Annotated in this window: 13 protein-coding genes; 3 read left to right on the forward strand and 10 right to left on the reverse strand. The window is 35.5% G+C overall.

The annotated features are described in order from the left end of the window. Positions 1 to 53 precede the first annotated feature (53 nt). From AC22L0_RS21965 to AC22L0_RS22000, 8 genes are all read right to left on the reverse strand, one after another. Entirely contained in the window at positions 54 to 527 is a 474-nt protein-coding gene (locus AC22L0_RS21965) for a DUF2712 domain-containing protein (RefSeq protein ID WP_000511548.1), read from the reverse strand. Between the two features lie 404 nt (positions 528 to 931). Continuing rightward, positions 932 to 1,474 (reverse strand): ribosome hibernation-promoting factor, HPF/YfiA family, encoded by a 543-nt coding sequence (gene hpf / locus AC22L0_RS21970; RefSeq protein ID WP_000671186.1) that lies wholly within the window; start codon positions 1,472 to 1,474, stop codon positions 932 to 934. A 322-nt stretch (positions 1,475 to 1,796) separates the two neighbouring features. Next, entirely contained in the window at positions 1,797 to 1,994 is a 198-nt protein-coding gene (gene cspC / locus AC22L0_RS21975; protein WP_001990088.1) for a cold shock protein CspC, read from the reverse strand. A 126-nt stretch (positions 1,995 to 2,120) separates the two neighbouring features. Continuing rightward, the gene (locus tag AC22L0_RS21980; RefSeq protein WP_087965213.1) at positions 2,121 to 2,825 is read right to left on the reverse strand and encodes a ComFC family protein; all 705 of its coding nucleotides are present in this window, start codon (positions 2,823 to 2,825) and stop codon (positions 2,121 to 2,123) included. Next, entirely contained in the window at positions 2,825 to 4,174 is a 1,350-nt protein-coding gene (gene comFA, locus AC22L0_RS21985) for an ATP-dependent helicase ComFA (protein WP_000879428.1), read from the reverse strand. Before comFA ends, AC22L0_RS21980 begins: the two co-directional genes overlap by 1 nt. A gap of 127 nt (positions 4,175 to 4,301) precedes the next feature. Beyond that, positions 4,302 to 5,729 carry a C40 family peptidase gene (locus tag AC22L0_RS21990; protein ID WP_044584985.1) on the reverse strand — a complete coding sequence of 476 codons (1,428 nt, stop codon included), beginning with the start codon at positions 5,727 to 5,729 and terminating at the stop codon, positions 4,302 to 4,304. A gap of 148 nt (positions 5,730 to 5,877) precedes the next feature. Next, complete coding sequence (locus tag AC22L0_RS21995) at positions 5,878 to 6,192, reverse strand: winged helix-turn-helix transcriptional regulator (RefSeq protein ID WP_000400857.1); 315 nt, start codon at positions 6,190 to 6,192, stop codon at positions 5,878 to 5,880. Positions 6,193 to 6,364: 172 nt separating this feature from the next. Then, a complete protein-coding gene (locus AC22L0_RS22000; protein ID WP_000684725.1) occupies positions 6,365 to 7,207 on the reverse strand; it encodes a DegV family protein in 843 nt (280 codons plus the stop codon). A gap of 236 nt (positions 7,208 to 7,443) precedes the next feature. Here AC22L0_RS22000 and AC22L0_RS22005 point away from each other — a divergent pair, with 236 nt between their 5' ends. Together AC22L0_RS22005 and AC22L0_RS22010 are read left to right on the forward strand one after the other, a co-directional pair. Further along, the gene (locus tag AC22L0_RS22005) at positions 7,444 to 8,079 is read left to right on the forward strand and encodes a YigZ family protein (RefSeq protein ID WP_000926665.1); all 636 of its coding nucleotides are present in this window, start codon (positions 7,444 to 7,446) and stop codon (positions 8,077 to 8,079) included. A gap of 82 nt (positions 8,080 to 8,161) precedes the next feature. Continuing rightward, entirely contained in the window at positions 8,162 to 9,280 is a 1,119-nt protein-coding gene (locus tag AC22L0_RS22010; RefSeq protein WP_000392785.1) for an LCP family protein, read from the forward strand. A gap of 37 nt (positions 9,281 to 9,317) precedes the next feature. On the opposite strand, the gene wecB is transcribed toward AC22L0_RS22010, so the two are convergent. Together wecB and AC22L0_RS22020 are read right to left on the reverse strand one after the other, a co-directional pair. Next, positions 9,318 to 10,433: a non-hydrolyzing UDP-N-acetylglucosamine 2-epimerase gene (gene wecB, locus AC22L0_RS22015; protein WP_000140145.1), complete on the reverse strand. Its 1,116-nt coding sequence runs from the start codon at positions 10,431 to 10,433 to the stop codon at positions 9,318 to 9,320. A gap of 74 nt (positions 10,434 to 10,507) precedes the next feature. Beyond that, on the reverse strand, positions 10,508 to 11,833 hold the full coding sequence (locus tag AC22L0_RS22020) for a UDP-glucose dehydrogenase family protein (RefSeq protein WP_000704920.1): 1,326 nt from the start codon (positions 11,831 to 11,833) through the stop codon (positions 10,508 to 10,510). Positions 11,834 to 12,365: 532 nt separating this feature from the next. On the opposite strand from AC22L0_RS22020, the gene tagO reads away from it, so the two are divergent. Beyond that, positions 12,366 to 13,439 (forward strand): UDP-N-acetylglucosamine--undecaprenyl-phosphate N-acetylglucosaminephosphotransferase TagO, encoded by a 1,074-nt coding sequence (gene tagO, locus AC22L0_RS22025; protein ID WP_000378319.1) that lies wholly within the window; start codon positions 12,366 to 12,368, stop codon positions 13,437 to 13,439. Positions 13,440 to 13,635: the final 196 nt, after the last annotated feature.

The following is a 13,635-nucleotide window of genomic DNA, read 5'->3' on the forward strand; positions in this document are numbered from 1 at the left end:
TACGACTTTTTCTAGCACTATAAAATAAATAATTTCAATTTATAATTTCTAAATCAATATTCAATGTAAGGTCCACTAGGTCTTACACTATCAGGACTCCAAGCAGTAGGATAAGCATTATTTTCTCTAGAATAACCACCAAATCTCACAGGCACATTTTTCCCATGGTTTTCATATGCATAATTTTGAAAAAGATATGTTCTACCTGGTATCACTGTTCCTTCATGCTTACCTGAAACATTTACCCATTTTCTATCTTCTGCATTTTTATTTTTATCTGCTTCTGTCCAAACATTGAAAGAACCTCCGCCCTTCTCACTGCTCTTCACACGCATATACATAGAGGTAGGCGTCTCTTTAGGACGTGCATTAGTATAATCATATGGACTCCAAAGTCTAAAGGTAAAATTCACATGGTCATCCCTTGTACTAGCCTTAGCCGGTTCGGTTAGAGCGAAAGTACTAGCTAAAATACCTAACGATAAAACAGATCCAAACATAAAACGACTTTTTTTCTTAATGCCCACTAAAAGCACCTCCGATAATTTGTAGCATTATATTGATTGTATTTTTCCACTGAAGGAACAAAATCAATATAATACAATATTATGGTAACAACACCTCAACACACCTTCAATGGATTTCAGAATATTTAATATTACTTTTACACTTGCGAACATTTCGTTAAATTTTTAAAAACAATACTATATCCCTAGCAAAGAATTACTTGTAAAGGTAGCTACATTCCTATGCCTGTTCCAAATAATAAAGAGTAACTCACCTCTCTAAGTTTCGAATTTTCTCCTGCTGTTTTGAGGAAATACCGCCTAAAAATCACTTCTTAATGAAATCGGCTACTTATAAAACTTTTTTAACCTTGCTGCGAAAAATACAAAAAAAGCGCAGCCATTTCGGCTGCGCTTTCGAATTATTATTTAGTTTCGATTAAACCGTATTTCCCATCTTTACGGCCATATACAACATTAGTTTCGTTTGTATCAGCATTTGTGAAGACGAAGAAATTATGTCCTAGCATATCCATTTGTAGGATTGCCTCTTCAACGTCCATCGGTTTTAAATCGAATCGTTTTGTACGTACAAGTTCTAATTCATCTTCTTCTACCTCATCCAAAACAGCTACTGCTTCTGGAAGGATAAAGTTCGTTTTCATAGAACCTTTCTCACGTAACTTACGATTTACTTTTGTTTTATGTTTACGAATTTGTCGCTCAATTTTATCAACTACTAAATCGATAGCAGCGTACATATCGCTATTAGTTTCTTCTGCACGAAGTAATAAATCAGTAAATGGTATTGTTACCTCGACACGTTGCTTGTCAGAGTATACTTTTAAATTAACTTTAATCTCTGGGAATGTATCAAAATAACGCTCTAACTTACTTAGTTTTTTCTCTACATATTCCTTTAATGCTGGAGTTACTTCAATATTTTCACCACGAATGTTGAATTTCATAGATGAATTCCTCCTTTCAAGCCTATGTATTATAATTTCGACATTGGCTTAAAAACTCCTTCTAACTTTTTTAAAAAAATTAGTGGAATTGCGATTTTTTTATCGTTTTTTGTTGAAATGAAAAGATGCATCGTTTCTATCTTTATTTTATCCTATTAACATCGTGAATAACGAATATAACTGTGGACAATTCGTTACAGAAAAGAAACAACTTTTTGACAACTTACACTATAACAAAAACCCCTTGCGAAAAACAAGAGGTTCTACTACATATATATAACGTTGCCACAAACGCAGCTTTCTCTTCCAAAAACAATATACCCTACAGTTTCACAACATTAGCTGCTTGTGGTCCACGTGCTCCATCTACAATGTCAAACTCTACTTGTTGCCCTTCTTCTAATGACTTATATCCATCTTGTTGAATAGCAGAAAAATGGACAAATACATCGTCACCATCTTCACGCTCAATAAACCCAAATCCCTTTTCTGCATTGAACCATTTCACTCTTCCTTGCATGTTCATTCCATTCCCTTCACTCTAAAAATCAGGGCATTCGCCCCATATTTTGACTATAACGAATGACAACATATGAAGTCAAAGAAGACTTATCGCCTTTTTATTATCCCTTTCGACACTGCCATATTAACTTCTACAAAGTGTCAAACTAGATACTTCTCTTGCCCCTCTTTCATATAACAAACTTCCGATTTGCCTAACTGTAATCCCTGTCGTATACACGTCATCAACGAGTAAAATATGTTTCTCAGAAAACATCTCTTCTCCCTGAAAATAAAAAGGATTGCTTCCTGACACCCTTTCTTTACGTGTCTTCTTACTTTGCTTTTCTGTTTCCCTTCTTCTTAATGATGGATAAGAAATTTTGACAGGCAAACAAGTTGCTAATAACTCAGCTTGATTAAAACCACGTTCAATTTCCCTTTCCTTACTAAGCGGAACAGCGATAACGGTTGAAACATTGGCAAAATACTTTTGAAATAAACTTCGAAAAGGACGATAAAAAATGTGCACTAACTCCGCATCCCCCCGAAACTTAAACTGTGCTACTATTTCTTTCATCTCATCATCATACATATATAACGAACGGTTTTTAAAAGAACGATAGTTCTCCTCTTTCGTCCACCTTATACAATCTATACAAATACCGTCTTCTTGAAATGAGGCAGGAACAAATTCTAAAGGTCGCCCGCACTCCATGCAAATTTTTCCTATAATATAGGAAAGTTTCTGCTCACATCTATCACATATATATTTTCTATGACACTTTACAAAAAAAGTGTACCAACTAATCTTTTCTACAAAACACTCATCACAAAGTAAACAATGCATTAATCGATCAATCCTTGTTCTTTCGCATTTTTATTCATACCTTGAATATGTTTTTTCGCGCGCACCATCGCCTCTGTCTTGCCATAGTGAAAATAAATGACCTCTCCATACGGTGCTTCAAAGCTCCGCCCTGCTCGGCCCGCAATTTGTACGAGCGCACTTTCTGAAAATATTTCTTCTTCCGCCCCTAAAACTGCAACTTGCAAATTTTTCACCGTTACGCCTCGCTCTAAAATTGTCGTTGTAACTAATAATGGGATTTCTCCCTTTCTGAAAGCCGCTACTTTTTCTTTTCTCCCTGGATCTTCTGCATGTACACCTTCAATTCGATTGTTTAATGGTTTTAACAACAAGCTTATTTCTTCTATATATCGCACATGGGGGACGAATAAAAAAATAGGGAATTTTTTATTTAAGTATGTTTGTAACCACTGTAGTAAAACTCGAGGAATTCTTTTATGAATGAGGTTTTTTTTCCAATTCCCGCACCAACAAAATAAAGGAACTGGCAAAGGATGACGATGATATCGTCCAGAAACAATAACACCTTTTTGTTTACCTTGTTTAAGTTTTCGCTTCCACGTTTCATCTGGAGTCGCAGTTAAATAAATACGCGCCGCTTTTTCTTTCATCGCTTGTTTTACCGCGTACTGTAACATTTGATCTGCACAATATGGAAACGCATCTATCTCATCTACAACCATGACATGAAACGCCCTATAATAACGTAATAATTGATGCGTAGTCGCAACGACTAGTACTGCATCTTTTTCTTTATCCACACTCCCTCCATATAAAGCCGCTACCTTTATATATGGAAATACTTCTTGCAATCTCGGCGCTAATTCCAGAACAACATCCGTTCTCGGCGTTGCGATACAAACTCTTTCTCCTTTTTGAAGCGCTTCGTTAATTCCGTAAAACAACATCTCTGTTTTCCCAGCCCCGCATACAGCCCAAATAAAAAATGATTCTTTTTGCTTAATAGCCTCTATAACTCCTTGCGCCGCCAAATTCTGGCCAGTAGACAACGTCCCGTTCCACTGTAACAAATTTGAATTCTTTTCTCTCTTTCTTTCAGCAATCCCGCGAACAAGTACAGCACATTCACTTACTCTCCCCATCGTTATACACTTCCGGCAATATGCGCACACTTTACTGCACCTTTTACATAAAAACGACGCAAATAGCCGCCGATCTACATTTCCGCAGCGTTGGCACATATATTTAGAATTCTTCTTTTTTACACCTTGTACACATACGATCTCTCCCTTCTTTTTCAAATCGTTTAATTCCCTCTGTAAATCTGAAGAAAGTTCTTCTAATAGCAACTGTTTCCCCGCTAGCATCAACAATCACCTCCAGCACTACTATAAACCTTTCTCATCATCTCGTAAAAACTCAAAAAAGCCGATAACCTACTTATAAAATAGTAAGCTATCGACTTTATACACGTTTTTTATTCTTTTATAAATCCTAGAATCGACCGTATCCTAAGAAATGTTTTTGGTTATACGAACTGTTAATATCACCGTACGCAATTCCTTTATCACTAGCATGAATCATTTGGCCATTACCAACGTAAATACCGATGTGAGATGGACCTGCTTTATAAGTACCTTGGAAGAATACTAAATCTCCTGGTTGTGGGCTACTTACTTTTGAAACAGAATTCCAGTAACCATTAACGTCTTGACGACCTACACCAAAGATGTAAGAAATGAATCCACTACAATCAAAACCACCGTTTGATGGAGATGCACTTCCCCAAACATATGGCATACCTAAGTATTGCTTTGCCTTACCAATTACGCCCGGAGTCGGATTTGAATCTGGTGTTGGAGCTGGCTTTTTCTCTTCTTGTTTAGGTGCTTCTTTCTTAGGCTCTTCTTTTTTTGGTTCCTCTTTTTTAGGTTCTTCTTTTTGAGCTTGTCCACCATTGTTTGCTGGTGCAGCTTGCTCTGCAGGTGCTTGTGCTGGTTGAGCTTGCGCAGCTTTAGCAGCTTGCTCTGCTTGTTTTTGAGCAGCAGCTTCTTGTGCAGCTTTTGCTTGTGCTTCTTCTTCGGCAATGCGTTGTAATTGTAATGCTTGTTTCTCAAGCTCTTTCAATTGACCTTCCGTACTTGTCATTGAAGTTACAACTGTATCCATTTTACCGCTTAAATCGTTTACCGCTGTTGCTTTTTTCTCTTTTTCAGCGTCAAGTTCTTTCTTAGCAGTTTCAATTTGAGCTTGTGCTTCTTTTAATTCTTTTTGTTTTTCTTTTACCGTTGCAACATCTTTTTTCACACTAGCTTGGTCTTCTTGTTGTGTTTTCATGATATCTTCATCAGACTCAAGAATTTTAGAAACAGAAGTTAAACGATCAACTAAATCTGCAACGTTTTTAGAGTTTACAAGAACTTCTGTTACAACGTTTGTATTTGGTTGTTCTTGAAGTGCGACTAAACGCTTTCTTAATAGCTCTTCACGTTTTGCAATCTTTGTTTGTAATTCTGCAATATCTTTATTTTTCTTTTCAATTAATTGCTCAGTATCAGCAACTTTTTTCATTGTTTCATCAAGCTTTGCAGCATTCTCTTGAACAGATTTATCTAAACCTTGAATTGTTTTGTTTAAGTCATTCATTTGCTTTTGTAATTCATCACGTTCTTGTTGTTGTTTATGTAAAGTGTCATTTTGTGTGTTAATTTGTGATTTCACGTCAGAAATTTTATCTTCTGCAAATACATTTGGTGTTAGCCCAGAAAACATTAATCCTGCAACTAATGCACAAGATGCCATTTTTAGCTTTTTCATTTTATTTTTTACACCGCTTTCTTTTTTCTTTTTCCGTATATAACCTATAAAATTTATACCATAATTCGGGATTTTTTTTGCTAATGTTACGTTTTTGTAAAACAAATGTAATATTATATGTAGCTCTAGCGCAAAATGCGTATATTTTTGTATGTATGTGTAGAAATTTATATACTTTTCTCACTTCTATAAACAAAGAAAAAACGTAAGGAATTCCTTACGTTTTATTAAATATACGAATACAGATGAAATGCTACTTCATCCATTTCTCAGCCCAATTTTGGACCTCATCCATAACACTTTCTAACGCTTTTCCCTTGTCAGTTAAGCCATACTCGATTCGAACTGGTACTTCTGGATAGACATTACGAACTACAATGCCCTCGCTTTCCAATTCCTTCAAACGCTCTGACAACATACGATCGCTCATATTTGGGATAATATCTGCGATTTCTCTAAAACGTTTCGACTCTTCAAGCAAAGATTTAATAATTAAGCCAGTCCACTTCTTACTAAGCAGAGTAAAAGCTGACTCAAACTTTGGACATAAACAAGAATTATGCTCCATATGTTTCACCTCTCTTCCATTATAATATAGTTTCTTGTAAAAAGTAAGTTATAAAACTTTCCTCATTATTTTATTTTACGTACATTTTACCATTTCCAAATATTAACTTGTCAACTAAACGTAACATACCCGTAAAAAAACCCTCTTAAAAAGAGAGCTTTTTATATCTTTATTACTTCGTATACCATCCAAGACCTAATGCACCTTCACCTAAGTGCGTACCAATTACAGCTCCAAAATAACCTGTACGAATTGTGACGTGAGGATATTTTGCTTCTAATTCTTTCTTCCATTCATTCGCTTCTTCTTCACGTTGTGCATGAATGATAACTGCTTCCATAGGTACACCTTTACTTGCTTGCTCATCAAAAATTTCAATGATACGTTTTAATGCTTTTTTACGTGTACGAATCTTTTCAAACGGAATAATGATTTTATCTCTAAAATATAAAACTGGCTTCACTTGTAACAGACTGCCGATGAAAGCTTGCGCGCTATTTAATCGACCACCACGTTGTAAATGATGTAAATCATCAACTACAAAATAGGCGTCCATCGTTTTCTTCATTTCATCAAAACGAGCGATAATTTCTTTTGGGTTCTTTCCTTCACTTGCTAACTTTGCACCTTCACGCACATAAAATCCTTGTACTTCACAACTAATTTCAGAGTCATACGTGTATACATCAATACCTTCTACCATCTGTCCAGCTGTTGTTGATGTTTGATATGTACCACTAATTCCACTTGATAGGTGAATACTAATAACTGCATCATAATCTTTAGCTAGTTCTTCATATAGCTCAACAAACTTTCCGATTGCTGGTTGAGAAGTTTTTGGAAGTTCCTCTTGTTCACGTACTTTCACATAAAAATCATCTGCTGAAATTTCAGCTTCTTCTTGATAAGATTCTGTTCCAAACACAACGTTTAATGGAATCATATATATATTGAGTTCATCACGAATTTGCTTCGGTATATATGCCGTACTATCAGTAACAATAGCTATTTTCATTTTCGTACCTGCCTTATAAAAAGTTTTATTTCCTAATTTTACACGAAAACTACAAATGGTGCATCCATACATGAAAATGCCGGTTGAAATTATACCTACCATCTCGACAAATTACAACAAAAAGATAAAATACTCACCAAAAACTTCAGCATATTTAGAAAAAATGTTTGAATATAAAAAGGCTCGCTTTTAAAATGGAAAGTACTAGTCATTTTGATAGATAGGGGCGTACACAAGTGCTATTACAATATTTTACAATCAAAGACTACGGCGAACACGAAATCGTCATTCAAAAATCAAGATTTATTTGTTATATTAGCCGAGCAACAACTGAGGAAGAGGCTCAAGAATTTATACAAAAAATAAAAAAACAACATTGGAATGCAACACATAATTGTTCCGCTTATTTAATTGGCGAACAAGATCATATTCAAAAGGCAAATGATGACGGTGAGCCTAGCGGTACAGCTGGCGTACCAATGTTAGAGGTACTAAAAAAACGCGGACTAAAAGATACCGTCGTCGTCGTAACACGCTATTTTGGTGGCATTAAACTTGGCGCAGGTGGATTAATTCGTGCATATGGAAAGTGTACAAGCGAAGGCATTAATCATGTCGGTGTTGTCCAGCGAAAACTAATGCGTGTGATGCAAACCGAGATTGATTACACATTACTTGGCAAAGTGGAAAATGAATTACGCAATTCAAAATATGCCATTAAAGATATTCATTATCTAGAAAATGTCACATTTGATACGTATGTAGAAGAAGACGGCAAACAAGCATTTACAGATTGGATGATTGAATTAACAAACGGGAAATGTACAATTACAGAAGGAGATATGTTGTACTTAGAACAAGATGTTATCTAAGCATAACCCATTTATCACCTTCAAAGATTAATGTAGTGAATTACTTCCCTACAAATGAACTAACGAACTAAGGAGATTATATATGGAAGAACGTTATTATCATCTCCAAAATAGCAGAATAAAAAAGAAGCGAAGAAGGAAACTTTTCTTCTTCCTTATTTTCGCATTTTTATTTGGCAGCATAGGAGTTTATGTGTTAAATTCTTACTCTTCTCTTATGGGGATGTATAGTGGTTTTACTCGTGAAAAATCGGATTTAAGAAACGAAGATGTAGAAATTACAAAGGAACCTTTTACAATTCTCATTATGGGTATAGAAGATTATGCGACAGATGGTCAAAATGGTCGTACAGACTCATTAATGTTTGCAACAGTCAATCCGAAAACTAAAAAGATTTCGCTTATGAGCATTCCTCGTGATAGCCGCGTTCCGATTGTCGGAAAGGGAAAAGAAGACAAAATTAATGCCGCCCATGCTTACGGTGGAGAGGAAATGGCAATCAAAACTGTAGAAGGTTTTCTAAAAGTTCCTGTAGACCATTATATTAAAATTGATTTCCAAGGCTTTAAAGGTATCGTTGATGCTGTTGGCGGTGTTACCGTTGACGTACCCTTCGATTTCTGGGAGCGCTCTGACGTGGATTACTACAAAAAAATTCAGTTTAAGCAAGGACAGCAAAACTTAAACGGTGAAGAAGCACTTGCTTATGTCCGTATGCGAAAGCAAGATCCAAATGGCGATTATGGTCGAGCTGCTAGACAAAGACAATTACTGGCCGCTGTTGCCCAAAAGCTAAACTCCACCTCTACTGTATTTAAAATTAAAGATTTAACAGCTGTCGTTGGAAAATATATAAAAACCGACATTCCTATTTCAGACGGACTTGCTCTTTACAATAAACTTTCTGGATTTGATCCTTCTACAATGCAAACGTTAAAGCTTGAAGGCGAAGACAAAAAGATAGGCGGTATTTATTACTTCCTTCCAGATCCAATCAGTGTAGAAACGGTGCGTAACGAAATTGAAAAAGAATTAGGAGAAAAAGCAAAAAAACCAACTACAAAAAACAACTCAAGTCCTGATTCAAATTCTAATTCTAACGAACAAACAAAAAAAGCAACAAACCAAAATAAAACACCAACTGATCCGCCACCTTCTACAAATGCTCATGCAGAGTGGATTATGCGCAATCAGCCGTAACAAAAAGGCCCAATCTATGCGATTGGGCCTTTTTTATTTACTTATTAAAGTGCTGTAAAATTGCTTCTACAATACGCTCTGATGCACGACCATCACCGTAAGGGTTAGATGCTTTCGCCATCTTATCATGAGCTTCTTTATCTGATAGCAGCTCATCAGCAAGACCAAAGATTGTCTCTTCGTCTGTTCCTGCTAATTTCAGCGTACCTGCTTCAATACCTTCAGGGCGCTCTGTTGTATCACGAAGAACAAGAACTGGTACACCAAGTGATGGAGCTTCTTCTTGTACACCACCAGAATCCGTTAACATTAAGTATGAACGAGCTGCAACATTGTGGAAATCAATTACATCTAGCGGCTCAATTAAATGAATACGGTTATGTTCACCTAAAATTTCATTTGCTATTTCACGAACAACAGGGTTCATATGAACAGGGTACACAACTTGTACATCTTCATGTTTGTCAACAAGACGCTTAATTGCACGGAACATATTACGCATCGGTTCACCTAAGTTTTCACGGCGGTGAGCTGTCATAAGTACAAGACGATCATTTCCAAGTTTCTCTAGTACAGGATGACTATATGTTTCTTTTACAGTCGTTTGTAGCGCGTCAATCGCTGTATTTCCTGTGATGAAAATACGTGACTCATCTTTATTTTCCTTCTGTAAGTTCGTTGCTGATTTTGCTGTCGGTGAGAAATGAAGATCCGCCATTACACCTGTTAATTGACGATTCATCTCTTCTGGGTATGGAGAATACTTATCCCACGTACGAAGGCCCGCCTCAACATGACCTACTGGAATTTGATTATAAAAAGCAGCTAAACTTGCAATAAATGTTGTTGTTGTATCACCATGTACAAGTACAATATCCGGCTTCGCTTCTTTCATTACTTTATCCAAACCTTCTAAACCACGCGTTGTAACATCAATTAAAGTTTGGCGGTCTTTCATAATATTTAAATCGAAATCTGGCGTAATTCCAAAGATACTTAATACTTGATCTAACATTTGGCGATGTTGTGCTGTTACAGTCACAATCGATTCAATTTTTTCTGGGTGTTTTTGCAACTCTAATACAAGAGGTGCCATTTTAATTGCTTCTGGACGTGTCCCGAAAATTGTCATTACTTTTAAACGTTCAGTCATGTGATTGCCTCTTTTCTTTCACTAATTACAGCTTCTATTATGACATATAAAAATATGCATGAGTACATCCCTTTTTAACGCATAACAGAAACTTTTCTATTACAAATACTTTTTCTTCCCACCGAGTAATAATCTATCTTTTGTTTCTTAACATCTTCATCAGTATAACAATTTCTCCCATCAAATAAAATAGGCTCCCTCATAAGTTGTACGTACTTTTCTAACGGATAAGTTTGAATATCTCCCCATTCTGTTACGATAAAAACCGCACTCGCATCTCTAATCGATTCATCTATACATCTACTATATTGTATAGCATCTCCAAATATATTCTTTACATATTGAATTGCTTTTGGGTCATAAAGAACAATATCTGCACCTATATTAATTAATGCTTCTATTATAATAAGAGATGATGCCTCTCTAATATCATCCGTATTCGGTTTAAAGGATGCGCCAAGAACTGCAATCCGCTTTTTATTCATGTTCATAACTTTTTTCGCTTTTTCAATCAATAGCAGCTGTTGCTTATTATTTACTTCAATAACTGCTTTTAACAAACGAAAATCATGAGCAACATTTCCCGCAATTTGTACCAGTGCTTTCGTATCTTTCGGAAAACACGACCCTCCGTAGCCAATGCCCGCATTTAAAAAAGATGCACCGATTCTCTTATCCATTCCCATCCCTTTGGCAACATCCAATACATTCGCGCCTACCTTCTCACATATATTTGAAATTTCATTAATGAAACTAATCTTTGTAGCTAAAAAGGCGTTCGACGCGTATTTAATCATCTCCGCACTTTTAATATCTGTAACATACGTTTCTAAGCATAATTGACTATACAAACTCTCTACTCTTCTTGCTACTTCCTTACTATCCGCTCCAATTACAATACGATCTCCATGAAAGAAATCATAAATACCTGAACCCTCACGCAAAAACTCTGGATTCGATACGATATGTACTGTATGCCTCCCTTTTAACTTCTCCTCAATCCATCCCTTCATTACATCATTTGTGCCTACTGGAACTGTACTTTTCGTAACAACAATAATATCGTTCGTCGCATATAATCCAATATCGTTACAAGCACTCTGAATATACGTTAAATCTGCCGTCCCATCTAATAACGGTGGTGTTCCAACTGCAATAAATATAAACTCTACATCATCAAATGCCTCTTCTTTATTTGATGTAAAAGTTAAAGCATTATTCTCATATGCATAATTTATTAATTCATGTAATCTGGCCTCATAAATAGGTAAATCCCCTTGTTTTATCCGTTCAATTTTTTCATCATCTATATCAAAACATGTAACTGAATGCCCTAATTTTGCCAATCCTACTCCTGTAATCAATCCAACATATCCAGTACCTACTATCGTAATTTTCATTTCCTTTTCGCACAGGAATTTACAATAGAAAAGATATGAAATATAGAACTCTCCCTGCGCTTCCCCCTCTCATATTAAAAATGAGAAAACCCTTTTCCTTCTTCATTATATGAATTACTTCCCTTACTTTTTTTAAAGTTTTTGTAAAATTAAATGCACTATAAAGTAAAACTTAATCAGTGAGAATCAGGCTGCCAGGTCACGCGTGATAAATTCCCACATTTTAACACGAAACTTACTCATTTCTACGTGCAACACTTATAATACTGAAATAAAAGTATTCACTATTGAAGAAAAAGAGGAAATGTTACATTCCAAAGCCCAGTACGATTAACCTTCTTATATGATTCAACATTCTATATACAATTGTCATATATTCTATCCGCTTCCATTAACCGTAAAAAGAAAAAAAGATTGAATTCTAATCTTTTTGTGATACCATATGTTATGAGCCTGTAAATAAACATCATAATTTTCAGATAAATATATTTTCAAAAAAAAATTACGTTAGACTATAAAGGGTGGGGTATTAATGGACTCACAAGTGATTTATGCCATTTTGGCATCTTTCATCACTGTACTCGTCGTTACTCCTTTAGTTATTAAATTAGCTTTTAAAATAGGAGCGACAGATAAGCCAAACGCACGTAAAGTGCACCAAAAGATTATGCCACGTCTTGGCGGGTTGGCAATATTTATTGGTGTAGCTGTAGGATTTGTTGTCGGCGGCTTATATGAACAAAGAATGTTATCGATAACGCTAGGTGCGATTATCATTGTAATCATCGGAATTTTAGATGATATGTACGAGTTATCTGCGAGAGTAAAATTCGGTGGACAACTGTTAGTTGCCATTATGATTGTAAAAAGTGGATTATTAGTGCAAGTATTATATATCCCATTCCTTGGGGATACTGAACTTGGATGGCTTGCTTATCCAATTACAGTATTTTGGCTTGTAGGTATTACGAATGCAATCAACTTAATTGACGGCTTAGATGGATTATCTGCTGGGATTTCATCTATCGTACTTGCAACGCTAGCATATATGGCCTTCACTAGCCCATGGGGTACTGGAACAGCTATTATCTTGCCACTTGCATTAATTATATTAGCAAGTACAATTGGATTTTTATTCTACAACTTCCATCCAGCAAAAATTTTCATGGGAGATACAGGAGCACTATTTTTAGGATACTGTATTTCTGTTATATCGTTACTTGGATTATACAAAAGTGTAACGTTATTCAGTTTTATCGTTCCAATTATCATTTTAGGTGTACCTATATTTGATACGATATTTGCAATCATCCGTCGTATCGTAAATAAAAAACCTATTTCAGCACCAGATAAATCGCATTTACATCACCGCTTACTTGCAATGGGATTCTCTCATCGCAAAACGGTACTAATTATATACGCATTCGGTATTTTCTTTAGTGTAAATGCCATTATTTTCACTAGTGCAACGTTATGGTTATCCATTATTCTTCTTTTCGCTTTGATTTTCTTCACAGAAATCATCGCTGAAATAATCGGGCTTGTACATGAACGCTACAAACCAATCATTTCCTTTTATAAAAAAGTGAAAAAACGCGAAGACTAATTGTAGTATAGCCTTTTCAATTATGAAATATTCAAATAGCATCCTCTTTCTTATAAGAGGATGCTATTTTTTATTCTCATTTTATATTTCCAAAATATAGATTGTTTGAGAGTTCCTCTATTGGAGAAAGATATACATAATAAGAAAAGTATCAAGTTTTCTTTTTTACATCTTGATTGTCAAACTGAGGGTGAAT

The organism is Bacillus sp. LQ01 (assembly GCF_057624735.1).